Source organism: Flavobacterium macrobrachii, assembly GCF_014486675.1.
Taxonomy (GTDB): Bacteria; Bacteroidota; Bacteroidia; order Flavobacteriales; family Flavobacteriaceae; genus Flavobacterium; species Flavobacterium macrobrachii.
Window position 1 is genome coordinate 37,728 of record NZ_JACTAC010000002.1, and the last position, 17,804, is coordinate 55,531.

General features: G+C 31.5%; 19 protein-coding genes and 1 tRNA gene. 11 read left to right on the forward strand and 9 right to left on the reverse strand.

Going from position 1 to position 17,804, the window contains the following annotated elements; genetic code table 11:
- Positions 1-86 precede the first annotated feature (86 nt).
- Positions 87-1,598, forward strand: a complete 1,512-nt coding sequence (gene gltX, locus IAI56_RS00805; RefSeq protein WP_187656068.1) for a glutamate--tRNA ligase — start codon at positions 87-89, stop codon at positions 1,596-1,598.
- Between the two features lie 73 nt (positions 1,599-1,671).
- On the opposite strand, the gene IAI56_RS00810 is transcribed toward gltX, so the two are convergent.
- Positions 1,672-2,316, reverse strand: coding sequence for a PorT family protein (locus IAI56_RS00810; RefSeq protein WP_187656069.1), 645 nt, complete (start codon positions 2,314-2,316; stop codon positions 1,672-1,674).
- 79 nt (positions 2,317-2,395) lie between these two features.
- Between IAI56_RS00810 and IAI56_RS00815 the strand changes: the two genes are divergently transcribed.
- Positions 2,396-3,379 (forward strand): SPFH domain-containing protein, encoded by a 984-nt coding sequence (locus IAI56_RS00815; RefSeq protein ID WP_187656070.1) that lies wholly within the window; start codon positions 2,396-2,398, stop codon positions 3,377-3,379.
- A 28-nt stretch (positions 3,380-3,407) separates the two neighbouring features.
- Here the strand turns inward: IAI56_RS00815 and IAI56_RS00820 are convergent, their stop codons facing one another.
- The 4 genes from IAI56_RS00820 to IAI56_RS00835 form a co-directional block, all read right to left on the reverse strand.
- Positions 3,408-3,662 (reverse strand): DUF6327 family protein, encoded by a 255-nt coding sequence (locus tag IAI56_RS00820; RefSeq protein ID WP_133532353.1) that lies wholly within the window; start codon positions 3,660-3,662, stop codon positions 3,408-3,410.
- Positions 3,663-3,665: 3 nt separating this feature from the next.
- Positions 3,666-4,016 carry a competence protein gene (locus tag IAI56_RS00825; RefSeq protein ID WP_133532352.1) on the reverse strand — a complete coding sequence of 117 codons (351 nt, stop codon included), beginning with the start codon at positions 4,014-4,016 and terminating at the stop codon, positions 3,666-3,668.
- Positions 4,016-4,345 (reverse strand): YtxH domain-containing protein, encoded by a 330-nt coding sequence (locus IAI56_RS00830; RefSeq protein WP_187656071.1) that lies wholly within the window; start codon positions 4,343-4,345, stop codon positions 4,016-4,018. Before IAI56_RS00830 ends, IAI56_RS00825 begins: the two co-directional genes overlap by 1 nt.
- A gap of 285 nt (positions 4,346-4,630) precedes the next feature.
- A complete protein-coding gene (locus tag IAI56_RS00835) occupies positions 4,631-6,316 on the reverse strand; it encodes a glutamine--tRNA ligase/YqeY domain fusion protein (protein WP_187656072.1) in 1,686 nt (561 codons plus the stop codon).
- A gap of 116 nt (positions 6,317-6,432) precedes the next feature.
- Here IAI56_RS00835 and folB point away from each other — a divergent pair, with 116 nt between their 5' ends.
- Together folB and IAI56_RS00845 are read left to right on the forward strand one after the other, a co-directional pair.
- Positions 6,433-6,792: a dihydroneopterin aldolase gene (folB, locus tag IAI56_RS00840; RefSeq protein ID WP_133532349.1), complete on the forward strand. Its 360-nt coding sequence runs from the start codon at positions 6,433-6,435 to the stop codon at positions 6,790-6,792.
- Positions 6,793-6,846: 54 nt separating this feature from the next.
- Positions 6,847-6,917: transfer RNA gene (locus IAI56_RS00845), tRNA-Cys, on the forward strand.
- A gap of 63 nt (positions 6,918-6,980) precedes the next feature.
- Here IAI56_RS00845 and IAI56_RS00850 read toward each other — a convergent pair.
- The 3 genes from IAI56_RS00850 to rnr form a co-directional block, all read right to left on the reverse strand.
- A complete protein-coding gene (locus IAI56_RS00850; RefSeq protein ID WP_187656149.1) occupies positions 6,981-7,667 on the reverse strand; it encodes a LysE family translocator in 687 nt (228 codons plus the stop codon).
- A gap of 111 nt (positions 7,668-7,778) precedes the next feature.
- Positions 7,779-8,444 carry a head GIN domain-containing protein gene (locus IAI56_RS00855; protein ID WP_187656073.1) on the reverse strand — a complete coding sequence of 222 codons (666 nt, stop codon included), beginning with the start codon at positions 8,442-8,444 and terminating at the stop codon, positions 7,779-7,781.
- 54 nt (positions 8,445-8,498) lie between these two features.
- On the reverse strand, positions 8,499-10,679 hold the full coding sequence (rnr, locus tag IAI56_RS00860; RefSeq protein WP_187656074.1) for a ribonuclease R: 2,181 nt from the start codon (positions 10,677-10,679) through the stop codon (positions 8,499-8,501).
- 111 nt (positions 10,680-10,790) lie between these two features.
- Between rnr and IAI56_RS00865 the strand changes: the two genes are divergently transcribed.
- The 4 genes from IAI56_RS00865 to IAI56_RS00880 all read left to right on the forward strand — a co-directional run bounded on the left by IAI56_RS00865 (position 10,791) and on the right by IAI56_RS00880 (position 14,616).
- Positions 10,791-11,024 (forward strand): DUF2007 domain-containing protein, encoded by a 234-nt coding sequence (locus tag IAI56_RS00865; RefSeq protein WP_187656075.1) that lies wholly within the window; start codon positions 10,791-10,793, stop codon positions 11,022-11,024.
- 659 nt (positions 11,025-11,683) lie between these two features.
- The gene (gene rpiB, locus IAI56_RS00870; protein WP_187656076.1) at positions 11,684-12,115 is read left to right on the forward strand and encodes a ribose 5-phosphate isomerase B; all 432 of its coding nucleotides are present in this window, start codon (positions 11,684-11,686) and stop codon (positions 12,113-12,115) included.
- Entirely contained in the window at positions 12,116-12,457 is a 342-nt protein-coding gene (locus IAI56_RS00875) for a hypothetical protein (RefSeq protein WP_187656077.1), read from the forward strand.
- A 32-nt stretch (positions 12,458-12,489) separates the two neighbouring features.
- Complete coding sequence (locus IAI56_RS00880) at positions 12,490-14,616, forward strand: Tex family protein (RefSeq protein ID WP_187656078.1); 2,127 nt, start codon at positions 12,490-12,492, stop codon at positions 14,614-14,616.
- A 75-nt stretch (positions 14,617-14,691) separates the two neighbouring features.
- Here the strand turns inward: IAI56_RS00880 and tatA are convergent, their stop codons facing one another.
- Complete coding sequence (gene tatA / locus IAI56_RS00885; RefSeq protein WP_169524505.1) at positions 14,692-14,874, reverse strand: twin-arginine translocase TatA/TatE family subunit; 183 nt, start codon at positions 14,872-14,874, stop codon at positions 14,692-14,694.
- A 160-nt stretch (positions 14,875-15,034) separates the two neighbouring features.
- Between tatA and IAI56_RS00890 the strand changes: the two genes are divergently transcribed.
- The 3 genes from IAI56_RS00890 to IAI56_RS00900 are packed head-to-tail and all read left to right on the forward strand — an operon-like array spanning position 15,035 to position 17,760.
- Positions 15,035-15,904, forward strand: a complete 870-nt coding sequence (locus tag IAI56_RS00890) for a M23 family metallopeptidase (RefSeq protein ID WP_187656079.1) — start codon at positions 15,035-15,037, stop codon at positions 15,902-15,904.
- Position 15,905: 1 nt separating this feature from the next.
- Positions 15,906-16,271, forward strand: a complete 366-nt coding sequence (locus IAI56_RS00895) for an SdpI family protein (RefSeq protein WP_187656080.1) — start codon at positions 15,906-15,908, stop codon at positions 16,269-16,271.
- 4 nt (positions 16,272-16,275) lie between these two features.
- Positions 16,276-17,760: a GH3 auxin-responsive promoter family protein gene (locus IAI56_RS00900; protein WP_187656081.1), complete on the forward strand. Its 1,485-nt coding sequence runs from the start codon at positions 16,276-16,278 to the stop codon at positions 17,758-17,760.
- The last annotated feature ends 44 nt before the right edge of the window (positions 17,761-17,804 follow it).

The window sequence follows — 17,804 nt, forward strand, 5'->3', positions numbered from 1 at the left end:
GTCAATTTCAAAAGCAATCTTAAAAACTTCTAACTTCTGACTTCTGACTTCTAACTTCTGTTTATCTTTGCCAAAAATTTAATAAAATGTCAAAACCTGTTAGAGTTCGTTTTGCTCCAAGTCCAACTGGACCATTGCATATTGGTGGCGTTAGAACTGCTTTATTTAATTATTTATTTGCTAAAAAACATAACGGTACCTTCTATCTAAGAATTGAAGATACCGACCAAAATCGTTTTGTTCCTGGTGCGGAAGAATATATCATGGAAGCATTAGAATGGCTCGGAATTGCTCCAAGTGAAACTATTGGAAAAAACGAAAAATTTGGACCTTATCGTCAAAGCGAAAGAAAACATTTGTACAAACAATATGCTGACCAATTGATTGCTTCGGGAAATGCGTATTATGCATTTGACACGACTGAAAGCTTGGATTTTCATAGAAAACAACACGAAGAACAAGGAAAAACTTTTATATACAATTGGCATAACCGTGAAAAATTAGATACTTCATTGGTAATTTCAAATGAGGAAACCGAAAAAAGGATTGTAGCTGGCGAAGCTTATGTTATCCGATTTAAAACGCCTGTTAATGAAATTTTAGAATTAAAAGATATCATTCGTGGTGATATAAAATTTGATACTAATTTATTGGACGATAAAGTTTTATTCAAATCTGACGGAATGCCAACGTATCATTTGGCGAATATTGTAGATGATCATTTGATGGAAACGTCGCATGTTATTCGTGGAGAAGAATGGTTGCCAAGTTTGCCTTTACATTATTTATTGTATAGAAGTTTTGGTTGGGATGCGCCAGAATTTGCCCATTTACCATTGATTTTAAAACCAATCGGAAACGGAAAATTATCCAAACGCGATGGCGATAAAATGGGATTTCCTGTATTTCCTTTGGAATGGAAAACCGACGAAGGAATTTCATCTGGATATAGAGAAAACGGATTTTTCCCAGAAGCTGTTGTTAACTTTTTAGCTTTATTAGGATGGAATGATGGAACCGATCAAGAGCTTTTTTCGTTAGAAGAATTAGCTGAAAAATTTGACTTGAACAGAGTTCATAAAGCTGGAGCAAAATTTGATCCAGAGAAAAATAAATGGTTCAATCATCAATATTTGCAAAAGCAAAGTGATGAGAGTTTAGCGGAAGCGTTTGAAAAAAATGTAATTGAAAAAAATGGCAAGTGTGATTTCTCCTTCGTTGAAATGACAAAAATCACATCATTGATAAAAGAACGCGCTAATTTTGTTTCTGAGTTTTGGGATTTAGCTGATTATTTCTTTGTTGCACCAAAATCTTATGATGAAAAAGCGGCGAAAAATTGGAAAGAGGAAACGCCAGGATTAATGCAACAATTAATTACCGTTTTGACATCTATTGACGATTTTACATCCGTAACTATTGAAACTATTGTAAAAGACTGGATGACACAAAATGAAATCGGAATGGGAAAAGTAATGCAACCATTTCGTTTGAGTTTGGTTGGTGCTTTAAAAGGTCCACATTTATTTGATATTGTAGAATTGATTGGAAAAGAAGAAACCATCAAGCGATTGGAGAAAGCAATTGCTAGTTTATAGTTAGCTTTTTAAAAATTTTACCGCAAATTCGCAAATTAAGATAAATCAATTTATGAATTTGCGGTTTATTTTTTTACAAATTAATAATCACTTGACCGTTAATACAACCAAGGTTTCCTTTGAATTTATCACCGTTATTCAAGAGTTTTAAAGCATCGTCTTTGTTGAGTTTGTTCAGAATGTTGGTAAATCCGTATTCGTAGAAAAGAACTGCTCTAATTGTTCTACTTCCGGCAGAAACACCAAGGTAAAAGTTTCCACTTACGGTAGAAATATCTGCAATTTGGTCTGCTTGTAATAATGTTCCTTTCAAGATTTTATTTTCATCAGAAGTTGCAACTTTCATTTTTCCGTTTACTTGTAAAACTGGTCCAAAATCCAACGAAACATGATCTTCAACTACATTATAACTCAATAATAATCGAACTTTTACACCTTGAAGATTGTATTTAATTTTTTGGTCAAAATTAGATTCCAACGAAAAGTTATTGGAGAAAAATTGCATTCCATAAATCATGCTCCAATTGTTGTAATAATTTCCACGAACCGAAAGTCCGCCAGCAAAACCTAATTCAGGATTTGCAGTAAAATTATCTGTAAATAAAGTTGTTTGAGAAACTCCTGCAGAAATACCAATTCTATTTCCGTCTCTGTAACCGTATTGAGCAAATCCTATTGAGGAAATCAACAATAAAAGAAGGCTAATTTTTTTCTTCATAAAATGATAACTGATAATTTGTAACAAACATACATTTTTATCGTACAATAACTAATATAACCAATTAAAAAATATAAATATGGTGATTTTTATTGTCTTTATGGTCTTCGGGCTGTTTTTATTATTTGCTTCATTCTTTACAGTAAAGCAACAAAGTTCGGTTGTTGTTGAGCGTTTTGGAAAATTTCATAGTATTCGAAACTCAGGTTTACAACTTAAAATTCCTGTTATCGATAGTATTTCAGGAAGAGTTAATTTAAGAATTCAACAGCTTGATGTTGTTATCGAAACCAAAACAAAAGATAACGTGTTTATCAAAATGAAAGTTTCAGTACAGTTTAAAGTTATTCAAGAGAAAGTTTACGAAGCATTTTATAAACTAGAATATCCGCATGACCAAATCACTTCTTATGTATTTGACGTAGTTCGTGCTGAAGTTCCTAAATTAATTTTGGATGATGTATTCGTTAGAAAAGATGATATTGCTGTTGCTGTAAAACGCGAATTGAATGAAGCAATGTTATCCTATGGATATGACATAATCAATACTTTAGTAACTGATATTGATCCTGATATTCAAGTAAAAAATGCGATGAACAGAATTAATGCTGCTGATAGAGAAAAAACAGCTGCTGAATTTGAATCGGAAGCACAAAGAATTAGAATTGTTGCCAAAGCAAAAGCCGAAGCCGAAAGTAAAAAACTTCAAGGTCAAGGTATTGCTGACCAAAGAAGAGAAATTGCTCGTGGATTAGTAGAAAGTGTTGAAGTTTTAAATTCAGTTGGAATCAATTCTCAAGAAGCTTCGGCATTAATCGTAGTGACGCAACATTACGATACATTACAAGCGATTGGAGCCGATACAAATTCTAATTTGATTTTATTACCAAACTCACCTCAAGCTGGAAGCGATATGTTAAACAATATGGTAGCCAGTTTCACAGCAAGTAATCAAATTGGTGAAACGATGAAAAATCAACCAAAACGTGTTAAATCTAAAAACGATCACACTTCAACTGATTTTAATCCAAGTGATACTTCAAACCCTGAAGATGAAGTTTAATTCATTTTATTTCAATAAAAAAAGAGGCTTAATTGCCTCTTTTTCTGTTTATTAACCAATTTATTACATAAGGAATTAACATCTTAAAAATAGTACCATACGTTCCGGAAAATACTTTTTGATATAAATCGCCAACGAACGAAACGGATTTAGAAGGAACCAAACTTTCTTTAGTTTTATCAAAACTCAACTTCATTTTTTGATAATAAAGTTCTTTTTCGAGGTTTAGAATTTCCAAATCGCGTTCTATTTCGGCATAAGAAGAATATTTTTTTGTTTCCATAATTTAGTCGTTAAAAAATATTTCAGAGAATTTTTCCAAAATTGGACCTTCAACAATTTTGTCTTTTACTAAAAATAAAAGTAATGCTAAGACCAAATATATTCCAGCAATAATCAGAAAACCAATTGAATAGCTATCCATCATTTCTCCTAATGCAATTGCTCCAGCGATAGAAATAAAGAGTAAAAAAATCATCAAACAAATGCTTATCAAGAAAAACTTGAGAATCATTGTTGTTGATTTCATTGCTACTTTAAAACCCCAAAGTTTATAGTAAGAAATACTACTTTCTAAATAGGCTTTAGCATTTTCTTGAATGCTGTCAACATTTTCTTTTAGTTCTTCAAAAGCCATTATTTTTGAAGTTTAGCGTTTTGTTTTTTAAGCTCCGCCAGTTTTTCTTCCAAAAATGTAATGGCTTCTTCGGCTTTATAACTTGATTGCGAAAGCAAACTTTCTACTGTTTCTTTCAATTCATCTTTAGATTGTGAAAACTTCTCTTTGTCTTCTTCTTCAAAAGAACCAAACTTAGATTTTACACCATCTTTCAAATCGTCAAAACTGTTTTTTATTTTATCTCTCGTATTTGAGCCTTTATCAGGAGCAAACAAAATTCCAATTCCAACCCCAATTGCTGCACCAGCCAAAAGTGCCAAAATACTTTCACTACTTTTACTTGCCATAATTTCTATATTTTTAATTTTATTAAATATACGACAAAAAAATGGCAATTAGTGTTAATATCAGGTTAAAGAAACAAAAAACGTTTTTAAAGCGAAATAAAAGGAGTTTTTATAATTTATGTAAAAACACTTTAGCAATTTTTAAAAATGAATTAAAAACAAAATATGAAGGTCGTTTTTGATAATAAAAACTAATTAATTTTAAATTATTAATAACTTTTTATAATAATAGAAAAATCCCGAAGTGTTTCGGGATTTTGATTTATAAAACTTATAGTTTGATTTTTATTCTTTACTTTCCACTTTTGCCCAAGTGTCTCTCAAGCCAACTGTTTTATTAAAAACTAAGTTGGAAGGAGATGAGTCTTTATCAACACAAAAATAACCTAAACGTTGAAATTGAAATTGGTCTAAATTTTTTGCTGATTGTAAACTTGGTTCAACATATCCAGTAATGATTTCTAAAGAATTTGGATTGATGAACTCTTTAAAGTCGATTTCTTTATTTCCATCCGGACTTTCATTAGAAAATAATCGGTCATAACTGCGAACTTCAGCAGAAATAGCATGATTAATAGAAACCCAATGAATTGTTCCTTTTACTTTTCGTTGAGAAGCTTCTGTTCCACTTCCGCTGCGAGAATCGGTATCATACGTACAGTGAATTTCAGTAATAGTTCCGTTTTCATCTTTTATAACACTTTCTCCTTTAATAATATACGCATTTTTTAAACGTACTTCTGTTCCTAATGTTAAACGGAAAAATTTCTTATTAGCTTCTTCTTGAAAATCTTCTCTTTCGATGTATAATTCCTTGGAAAAAGGCACTTTTCTATATGTCATTACTTCTTCTTCCGGATTATTTTCGGCTTCAAGCCATTCTTCTTTTCCATTAGGATAATTGGTAATTACTAATTTTACTGGATTTAAAACTGCCATAACTCGTGGTGCGGTTTTGTTCAATTCTTCGCGAACGCAAAACTCCAAAAGTGAAACATCAATCAAGTTGGTTCGTTTTGCAATACCAATAGTTTTAGCAAAATTACGAATTGCCATTGGCGGATAACCACGGCGACGCATTCCTGAAATGGTACTCATTCGCGGATCATCCCAACCATTAACATGCTTTTCTTCAACTAATTGCAATAATTTTCGTTTAGAAACTACAGTATGAGAAAGGTTTCTTCGAGCAAATTCTCTTTGCTTTGGACGCACTTTTGTTTCGTCATAAACTTGGTCTAAAAACCAATCGTATAATTCTCTGTGAGGCAAAAATTCTAGTGTACAAAACGAGTGTGAAATTTGCTCTAAATAATCACTTTCACCATGTGCCCAATCGTACATTGGATAAATACACCAATCATTTCCTGTACGATGATGTTGTTTTTTCAAAATACGATACATGATTGGATCACGCATCAACATATTGTTATGTGACATGTCAATTTTAGCACGAAGAATATGTGTTCCTTCTTCAAATTCGCCGTTTTTCATACGTTCAAAAAGGTCTAAATTTTCTTCAACCGAACGATTTCTATAAGGAGAATTGGTTCCAACTTGAGTTGGTGTTCCTTTTTGTTTTGCCATTTCTTCAGAAGATTGACTGTCAACATAGGCTTTACCTTTTTTGATAAACTCAACAGCCCAATCATACAATTGTTGGAAATAATCAGAAGCATAACATTCATTTGCCCATTGATAACCCAACCATTCAATATCTTTTTTGATAGCATCAACATATTCCTGTTCTTCTTTGGCTGGATTGGTATCGTCAAAACGTAAATTTACTGGCGACTGATAATCAATTCCTAATCCAAAATTTAAACAAATTGCACTTGCATGACCAACATGCAAATAACCATTTGGTTCCGGCGGAAAACGAAAACGAAGCTTATCTTTTGATAAACCATTTTTCAAATCTTCCTCGATAATTTGTTCTAAGAAATTCAGTGATTTTTCTTCTGTTGACATAGATATTTTGTAATTTTAGCAAAGATAAAAAAGTTTGGAGTTTTCGGTTTACAGTTTATAGTTTTCTTTTATAAACTTGCAACTGAGACTGAAAACTGAGACTGAAAACAAAAAATATGGGAACAATAAAATTACAAAATATACGAACTTTTTCATTTCACGGTTGTTTGGTAGAAGAGGCAAAGATAGGTTCTGACTATCGAGTTGATTTGGAAATTAAAACTGATTTGAGGAAATCTTCTTTATCAGATGAGTTAAAAGATACGGTTGATTATGTGCTTCTAAATAGGATAGTGGAAGAAGAAATGGCAATTCGCTCTAAATTATTAGAACATGTTGCACATCGAATTATAAAAAGGATTTTTGATGAAATACCTTCTGTTTCTAGAATTCTATTAGCGGTTTCAAAACTAAATCCACCAATTGGCGGTGATGTTGAAGCGGTTACAATTGAAATGGAAGAATATCGAAATTAATTTTTAATTTTTAATTATAAATTATTAATTGTTTTATATATTTGCCGTCCAACTGGCATCGTGGCCGAGCGGCTAGGCACCGGTCTGCAAAACCGTATACTCCGGTTCGAATCCGGACGATGCCTCAAAAACCTTCTAAGAAATTAGGAGGTTTTTTTTATTGTAAATTTTTAGAAAAAATTAAAGAATTAGTCTTCTTTTTCTAATTGTTCAAAAGCAGAATTTACAATCTTTCTTTCTTGTGGAAACCAAGCTTGTGATAGTAAAACTACACCACAAATAATCAAAACAATACTGATAAATTTTTTGATTAAAAGAATGTTTTTTGGGTTTAGTTTATTACGTAATTGTTTAGCTAATAATATTTTAAAAATATCAGTAATAAAATAACTAACAATTAATGTGGAGAAAAAAGTAATCATTCGTGATGCTTTTAACTCTAACTGTGGACCAATTGTAATTAGAATTGCCAACCAAAATCCAAGTACACCAATATTGATAAAATTCAGGAAGAAACCTTTAATAAAAAGTGAAAAATAATTGGTTTTAGCGAGTTCTTTTGGATCAATTTCATCTAAACTTTTCTTGGATTCTTTTTTGTTTTTTACAAATGAAATAATTCCATAAGTAAGCATTACTAATCCACCAAAAATGAATAATGCAGGATCATCTTTTATACTTTGTATTAATCGATAACTACTGAAAAAAGCAATTAAAATAAAAACAATATCAGCAACAACAACGCCTAAATCAAAAACAACTGCTGCTCTAAATCCTTTAACGACACTTGTTTCTAGTAATACAAAAAAAACTGGTCCAATCATAAAACTTAGAAGGAAACCAAGCGGAATGGCAGATAAAATATCGTTTAATATCAAGTGATTGTTTTTTAGTAATTTGTAAAAAGTAGTTAGTAAATAGCAAATTTAATGTAAAAATAAAAATAAAAAAACTATTTACTAATCACTAATTACTCTTTAGTTATCTTATTTTGCTTCGCTTATATTTCCGCCAGCAACAACTTTTTGATTGATTTGTTTTGGCTTACCATAAATAGTAATATCGCCACCAGCACGAACTTTTGCATCAACAAAATCGCTTGCAAAAATATCCGCTTCACCGCCAGCATTTGCAGTAATAGTGGTTTGATTTGTCTTTAAATCTTTACCTTCATAAATTCCTCCAGAATTGGCTAAAACATCTTGATTTACAGCATTTCCTGAGACTTCAATTTTTGAACCGTTCGCCACTCTGGCGGTTAATTTTTGAACATCTAGTTTCAATTTAACTTCTGAACCTTCTTTTACTTTTATGTCAAATGCTACGGTTTTTATTTCATCGCCACAGGCAATTCTTGAACCTTCATTAGCTTCAACTGCGTCGATATTTTTATAATAAAGCGTTACCGAAATATCATCTCCTTTTAGCATTTTACTCAATGGCATTCTTATTTTTAATTCACCATTTTTATTTACAAATTCCACTTCGTTTGCTGCTTTTCCATCGATTACAGCTTTATTTTCGTTGCTTTTTACTAAGAAAACGTCTATTTGATCAAATGAAGTTACTTTAGTAAAATCACCTACATTTTTTTCTGTTTGTCCAAATGTTAATGAACTGAATACTAATAAACTATAAACTAACTTTTTCATAAATTTTGAATTTTATAAAGCACTTCGACTGCGCTCAGAATGACAAAAATATACCTATTCATTTCTTCTAATAAAGTGAAAATCCAATTGTTTTTTAACCAAATCGGCAGTTTTTACTTTTACATAAACTTCATCTCCAAGTTGTAGTAAACCTTTAGAAACTTGTCCAACCAATGCATACTGCTTTTCATCAAAAACATAATAATCTTCTTTTATTTCACGAATTCGAACCATTCCTTCGCATTTATTTTCGATAATTTCTACATAAATTCCCCATTCGGTTACACCTGAAATTACGCCTAAAAATTCCTGGTCTTTGTGATCTTGCATGTATTTAACTTGCATGTATTTCACAGAATCTCTTTCGGCTTGTGCAGCTAAACCTTCCATATCGCTTGAATGAGCACATTTTTCTTCGTAAATTTCAGCATCGGCAGATTTTCCTCCATCTAAATAAAATTGCAATAATCGATGCACCATTACATCGGGATATCTTCGAATTGGCGATGTGAAATGACTATAATAATCAAAAGCTAATCCATAATGACCAATATTTTCAGTTGAATATTTTGCTTTACTCATACTTCGAATGGTTAACGTATCGACTAAATTTTGTTCTTTTTTACCATTTACCTCATTCAATAAATTGTTTAATGATTTTGAAATATCTTGTTTGGATTTCATATTGATTGAATAACCAAATTTCGAAATAACTGTTTGAAGGTTTATCAATTTATCTTCATTAGGTTCATCGTGAATTCTATACACAAAAGTCTTCTTTTGTTTTCCAATAAATTCAGCTACTTTTCGATTGGCTAAAAGCATAAATTCTTCAATCAAATGATTAGCATCTTTAGAAACTTTAAAGAAAACGCCAACAGGTTCAGCTTCTTCATTTAAATTGAATTTTACTTCTACTTTATCAAACGAAATTGCGCCAGCTGCCATTCTTTTTCTACGAAGAATTTTAGCTAATTCGTCTAATTTTAAAGTTGCTTCAACGATTGGTTTTGGAACTTGATATTCCTTTCCGGTAAGAGAAATTTCAGCCGGAATTACATCTGTTTTAGTTTCAATAATTTGCTGTGCTTCTTCATAAGCAAATCGTTGATCCGAATAAATCACGGTTCGACCAAACCATTGATTGACAACTTCTGCTTTTGGAGTTAATTCAAAAATAGCTGAAAATGTATATTTTTCTTCATGTGGACGAAGTGAACAAGCAAAATTTGATAAAACTTCCGGTAACATTGGAACAACTCTATCCACTAAATATACTGAAGTTGCTCTGTTATACGCTTCATCATCCAAAATTGTTCCTTCTTGTAAATAATGAGAAACATCGGCAATATGAACACCAATTTCAAAATTTCCGTTGTCTAAAACTTGAAACGATAATGCATCATCAAAATCTTTTGCATCTTTTGGATCAATAGTAAATGTTAATACATCGCGCATGTCACGACGTTTTGCTATTTCATCAGCAGTAATTGAAGTGTCTAATTTATTAGCATAAGCATCAACTTCAATAGGAAAATCATAAGGCAAACCATATTCGGCTAGAATCGCATGAATTTCAGTGTTATGTTCGCCTGGTTTTCCTAGAACTTTAATAACGGAACCAAAAGGAGAATCGGCTTTTGCTGGCCAATCTTCTAGTTTTACTAATACAACATCACCGTGTTGAGCATCGGCTAATTTATTTTTTGGAATAAAAATATCAGTGTACATTTTAGCATTGGCAGTCGTGACAAATCCAAAATTCTTTTGAATATCAATAACACCAACAAACTCTGTTTTATGTCTTTCAATAATTTCAATTACTTCTGCTTCTGGTTTTCTAGAACTTCTTCTATTATAAACATAGGCTTTCACTTTATCGCCATCTAAAGCATGATTCAAATTTATAAACGGAATATAAACATCATTCTCTAATTCATCACAAACAAAATATCCTGCTTTTCTAGAAGTCATATCAACAACACCTTCATAATATTGCTGGCTAGATGCTTTAACTAAATACTTTCCAGGTTCGGATTCAATAATCAACTTTTGAGCTGCAAGGATTTTTAAATCTTTAATAATTTCGTTTCTACTTTTAGTATCATCGACTTCAAGAATAGCAGCTATTTGTTTGTAATTGAATGGTTTATTGGCATTTTTTGATAATATTTTAAATATCTTTTCGGAAAATGTTTTCTCTTTTTTTCCAAATTTTTTTGGTTTCTTACTCATTATATCTTTTCTAATATTGCTGAAAATTACGAAATAGTAATTAGTAAATTGTAATTAATGATTAGTTTTAATTAAAAAATAACATTTATTACCTTTATAAAAAATCATAAAATGAAGAATTTCATCACGATTGCAGTATTTAATTTTCCACAAGAAATTGTAGTTCTGAAATCTATTTTAGAAAACGAAGGTATTGTTCATTACTTCGAAAATGAAACGATTATTTCTGTTGATCCTTTTGCAAGCATTGCTTTTGGTGGAATTAAACTAAAAATTCATCCCAACGATATAGAAATGGTTCAAATGATATTAGATAACCTCAATTCTAATTTAGAAATTGTGTAAAATAAAAATTCATTTTTACTAAAATTTAAAAGTTGTCAACATATATTAAAAACAACAAAAAATAATTTTAAAAAATTTAAAAAAAATGATGGTTATTATAGTGTGTTAATAGTTACAATAACTTTTTTAGAAAATACATCTTTTAAAAGTTATCTATAGTTATAAACAGAAATTAACAATGTAAATAAATTGTAAAGTTCTAAAAATGAATTAAATTTTAGTTTTTATTAACAGTTGTTAACATATGAAAAAATAGTGAAAATGATAATAAGTTTAGTTGTTAATTTCTGTTGAAAACCATGTTGAAAATGCTGATAAATTTTCCAAAAAAAAGCGAAACTAAATTTGATTTTTTTAATTCAATTTTTGATTAGAAAAAAAAGAAATACAACCAAAAAAAACTTCTAATTTTCTATCCAAAGTTGTTAACAATTGATGTTAAATTAAGGTTAACTGAATATCAGATAATTACAAAACACTATTAACATACTATAATTTTAACATTTATTATAAATTTTATTTAATGATTTTGAGATAGTTATAAAAAATAAACAACGATAATTTTTTATTATATTTTAATTATCAAGTAGTTAGAATAAACATAAAAATAAACCAATACTTTACCTAAATTTGTAACATAAAACAACACACAAAATACAATGAAAATCTCTATTGGAAACGATCATGCTGGACCAGATTATAAAATCGCCATTGTTAACTATTTACAATCCAAAGGATACGAAATTTTAAATCACGGAACCGATACTTTCGATAGCGTTGATTATCCAGATTTTGGCCATCCAGTTGCAATTGATGTTGAAACAGGAAAAGCTGATTTAGGAATTGTAATTTGTGGTTCTGGAAACGGTATTGCAATGACTGCTAATAAACACCAAGGCATTCGTTGCGCACTTTGTTGGACAAAAGAAATTTCAGCGCTAGCTCGCCAACACAACAATGCAAACGTAGTAAGTATTCCGGCACGATTTACTTCTATTCAACAAGCTGTTGAAATTGTGGATACATTTTTAACTACCGATTTTGAAGGCGGAAGACATGCTAATCGAGTAAATAAAATAGCTTGTTCGTAAATGAAAGAATTTTTAAATAATATTGACAGTCAAATTTTAATTAGTAGAAAGATTGCTCTTTTTACTTTTTTATTAAGTTCTTTGATTATCACTACATATTATTTTACAAATTTTCATGGTATCATTTATTTAGGTCTATTTTTTTTATTAATCGCTGTACCAATAAATACGTTTATATCTTTTGTATTAATTATCAGTATTTTCAGGAATAAAAATGAAATTAAACCAATTCTATTTTCATTATTTTTAATTCTAATTAATTTACCGTTTGGTCTTTTTTACATGAAAATAGGATTTGATATATATGATGCAGTAACTTATTCCAATGGACTGATAAATTAATCTAATCAGTATTTAATACAATTTAACAAAGTATGACCAACATACAATTTATTCAAAACCAAATCAATGTTCCGATAAAAGGAATTGAAAATACCATTAATTTACTAAACGAAGATTGCACTATTCCGTTTATTTCTCGTTACCGAAAAGACCAAACCGGAAATTTAGACGAAGTTATAATTGAGCAAATTGCCAAACTTTCCAAGCAATACGACGAAATTGTAAAACGAAAAGAAAGCATTTTAATATCCATTGAAGAACAAGGACAACTTTCGCTAGAATTGAAATCTAAAATTGAAAAATCATTTGATTTACTAGAACTTGAAGATTTCTATTTGCCTTATAAAAAGAAGAAAAAAACACGCGCCGATGTTGCTCGTGAAAACGGATTAGAAACTTTGGCAAAAATTATAATGTCGCAAGCAAATGACGATATCGACTTCATTTCGTCAAAATATTTGAATAAAAATGTTACCAACGAAGACGAAGCTTTGCAAGGTGCGCGCGATATTATTGCCGAATGGGTAAACGAAAATATAGCCGTTAGAAAAAGCTTGAGAAGATTATATAATAGAAAAGCAATCATTGAAACCAAAGTTGTAAAAAAGAAATCGGAAGAAGAAGAAGCTCAAAAATTCAAACAATATTTCGATTGGTCTGAACCTATTTCAAAAGCGCCATCGCACCGATTGTTAGCCATGCTACGTGCCGAAAATGAAGGTTTTATAAAATTAAAAATTGAAACCAATCTTGATGAAGTTTATGATATAATTGATGAATTAGTTATCAAAAACGGAAACAGTCCTTCTATTAATCATGTTCAACTCGCAATTGAAGACAGTTATAAACGATTACTTCATCCAGCAATATCTAACGAAACGTTGCAAGAAGCCAAAGCTAAAGCCGATAAAACTGCCATCGATGTTTTTGCAAATAATTTAGGGCAACTTTTGCTCGCGCCACCATTAGGAGAAAAAAGAATTTTGGCAATCGATCCAGGTTTTCGTAGCGGTTGCAAAATTGTGTGTTTGGACGAAAAAGGCGATTTATTGTACAACGAAACTATTTATCCGCATGCTCCACAAAACGAAAGTGCAATGGCGATGAAAAAAATAAAATCGATGGTCAATGCATATAACATTGAAGCCATTTCTATTGGAAACGGAACAGCTTCTCGCGAAACTGAATTTTTCATCAAGAAAATTGCTTTCGATAAACCAGTTCAAGTTTTTGTAGTTTCAGAAGCTGGCGCATCAGTTTATTCAGCGAGTAAAATTGCTCGTGATGAATTTCCAAATTATGATGTAACCGTTCGAGGTTCGGTTTCTATTGGACGACGACTTTCCGATCCATTGGCAGAATTGGTAAAAATCGATGCAAAATCCATTGGAGTTGGACAATATCAACACGATGTTGACCAAACTAAGCTAAAAGAAGAATTAGATACAGTAGTTGTTCGTTGCGTGAATTCTGTTGGAATAAACATCAATACGGCGAGCAAATCGTTGTTAAGTTATGTATCTGGAATAGGCGAGAAGATGGCGGAAAATATCGTGGCTTATCGTTCTGAAAACGGACCTTTTGAAGATAGAAAACAAATCAAAGAAGTGCCGCGTTTGGGCGAAAAAGCATACCAACAAGCCGCAGCATTCATCCGAATAAAAGATGGAAAAAATCCGTTAGATAATTCGGCAGTTCATCCCGAAGCGTATTCCATTGTTGAAAAAATGGCTAAAGATTTGAAAATTTCTGTAAACGAATTAATCGCCAACAAAGAAAAAATCGCCTTAATAAAACCCGAAAATTACATCACCAACGAAATTGGAATTTTGGGAATAAAAGACATTCTAAAAGAACTTGAAAAACCAGGATTAGATCCAAGAAAAGCGGCAAAAGTTTTTGAATTTGATCCAAGCGTAACTTCCATAAAAAATGTAAAAACGGGAATGATTTTACCTGGAATTGTCAACAACATTACAGCTTTTGGTTGCTTTGTCGATATTGGAATAAAAGAAAGCGGTTTGGTTCATATTTCGCAACTCAAAGAAGGATTTGTTTCTGATGTAAATGAAGTGGTAAAATTACACCAACACGTTCAAGTAAAAGTAGTTGAGGTTGATGAAGACCGAAAACGTATTCAGTTGACGATGATACTTTAATAAGTAAAAAACAAAATTCCAAATTCCAATTGTTTACAAATGGAATTTGGAATTTTAAAAATTGGAATTTACTATTTATTTAGATTCTTCTTCTTTTTTAGAATTTGCAGGTTGTTTTTCTTCACCTTTTGAAGCGTCTTTAAATTCCTTAATACCAGTTCCAAGACCTTTCATTAATTCTGGAATTTTTTTACCTCCAAAAAGCAACAAAACAATCACTAAAATTACGATTATTTCGGTCATACCAAATCTTCCCATGATATAAATTTTTAAGCTTTCGCTGATTTTTATTTGAATAATGAGACAAAGGTAAAAAGAAAATGAATGTATTTGTCTTAAAACTATAATAAATGTGCCGAAACTACGTTTAAATTATAAAATATTTAATTTCTATATTTGTAAAACAATACTAAAAAACATGTCTGAAAAAAGACTGAAACGAAAAATCATCAAGAAAAAGCTATTCACAAAAAACCGTTTGGTTATTTTGAACGAAGACACTTTTGAAGAAATTTTTTCGTTGCGATTAACTTTAATGAATGTTTTTGTGGTAGCAACAGTTGGTGCTTTGCTGATTATTTTTGTGACTACATTCATCATTGCTTTTACACCACTTCGCGAATATATTCCAGGTTATGCTTCATCAAAATTGAAAAAAGACGCTACTGAATTAGCTTTAAAATCTGATTCATTAGCTTTAGCATTGAAAAAAAATGAAGCCTACATTGCATCTATCAAAAAAGTATTAACTGGCGATTTAGATTACACAAAATTCAGTAAAGACTCGCTTTTAGTTGAACCAATCCAACCTGTTGAAGAAACTGATGTAAAAGCATCTGAAGATGAATTAAAACTCAGAGAAACAGTAAATCAAGAAGACAAATACAATCTTTTTGAAAAAGCAAAACCAAAGGTTAGTATTGTATTATTTGCGCCAGCAAAAGGAATTATAACTGAAAAATTTAATCCAAAAAACAAGCATTTTGCAGTAGATGTTGCTTTGGCAAAAAACACACCGATAAAAGCTACGCTTAGCGGAACAGTCATTTTTGCCGATTGGACTCCGTCAACCGGAAATGTAATTATCATTCGTCATAATAACGGATTTATTTCGGCTTATAAACACGCGGCATCATTAACAGCAAGTCAAGGCGATACTGTGAAAACTGGAGAAGTAATTGCACTTGCCGGTTCCACCGGAAGCGAATCAACCGGAATTCATCTGCATTTTGAACTATGGAAAGATGGTTTCCCAATCGATCCAAGTATTTTTATAAAATTTGAATAACATGGAAGCAATTTTAATATATATAATTGAAAATCTGTTTTTTATGCCTTTTTTAATCGGTATTATTTTTGTCATTACGGCTTTAATTATGCTACGATTTCCGCCAAAAAATATCAATTATTTATACGGATATCGAACAGGAAATTCAATGAAAAACCAAGAAGTTTGGAATTTCTCTCAAAAGTATTCGTCCATTAAAATGATACAAAGCGGACTGTTTTTGGTTGCTATTTCGTTTTTAGGAATGGTATTTCATCCTGATGAAAAAGTTCAGTTAATCGTTGGAATTGGCTTATCGATTCTGGTTTGTGTTTTCTTATTTTATACAACTGAAAAAGCCATCAAAAAGAATTTCCCAAATCTTTAGAATTATGTCGATTAAGTCATTTGCAGCCCAATTATTTGCCAAACATATCCATAAAAAAACCCAAGCTTGGGCAAATAATCCTGTGGAAACCCAACGCAACGTTTTCCAAGAATTAATTCATCAAGCAAAAGATACCGTTTTTGGAAAAGACCATCATTTTTCCGAAATCAAAACCTTTGAAGACTTTGCCAAGCATGTTCCAATAAGAGATTACGAAGAACTTCGACCTTATATTGACCGAATGGTCAAAGGCGAAGAAAACATACTTTGGAAAGGAAAACCAATTTATTTTGCCAAAACTTCGGGAACAACATCGGGAGCAAAATACATTCCGCTGACCAAAGAATCAATGCCGTTTCACATTCAAGCAGCGCGAAATGCTATTTTAAGCTACATATACGAAACTGGAAAAGCAGATTTTGTTGATGGCAAAATGATTTTCCTGCAAGGAAGTCCAATTTTAGAAGACAAAAACGGAATTAAACTCGGGCGACTTTCGGGAATTGTAGCTCATTTTGTTCCAAAATACCTTCAAAAAAACCGAATGCCAAGCTGGGAAACCAATTGTATTGACGATTGGGAAACCAAAGTAGATGCGATTGTCGAAGAAACGTTCAACGAAGATATGAGCGTCATTTCGGGAATTCCGTCTTGGGTGCAAATGTATTTTGAAAAGTTAGAACAAAAAGGAGAAAAACCCGTTGGCGAAATTTTCAAAAACTTCAATTTGTTCATTTACGGTGGTGTAAATTATGAACCCTATCGAGCCAAATTTGAAAAACTCATCGGGCGAAAAGTAGATTCAATTGAACTTTTTCCAGCTTCCGAAGGATTTTTTGCCTATCAAGATTCGCAAAAAGAAAAAGGAATGTTACTGCTTTTAAATTCGGGAATTTTCTACGAATTTGTAAAATCAGATGAGTTTTTTACAACCAATCCAAAACGATACACCATTGGCGAAGTCGAACTTGGCGTAAACTACGTTTTGTTACTTTCTACCAACGCCGGACTTTGGGCTTACAACATCGGCGATACCGTTCAATTCACGAGTTTGAAACCATATCGCGTTATCGTTTCGGGCAGAATTAAGCATTACATTTCGGCATTTGGCGAGCACGTTATCGGCAAAGAAGTTGAAACAGCGCTCAAAGAAGCGATGGAAAATACAACCATCAGCGTCAACGAATTTACCGTTGCGCCACAAATCAATCCAAATCAAGGATTGCCGTATCACGAATGGTTTATCGAATTTGAAAGCGAACCCGAAAACATGAACGAATTTGCCTTGAAAATCGATAATGCCATGCGAAAACAAAATGTTTATTACGACGATTTGATTGTTGGCAACGTGTTGCGAACACTTGTAATTACAAAAGTGCCGAAAAACGGTTTCCAAGAGTACATGAAATCCATTGGTAAACTCGGCGGACAAAATAAATTACCAAGATTGAGCAACGACAGAAAAATTGCAGATTTTTTTACTAATTAGAAGCGAAAAGCTCGGGCATTTTTGCCAACCATTTTCCCGCTTTT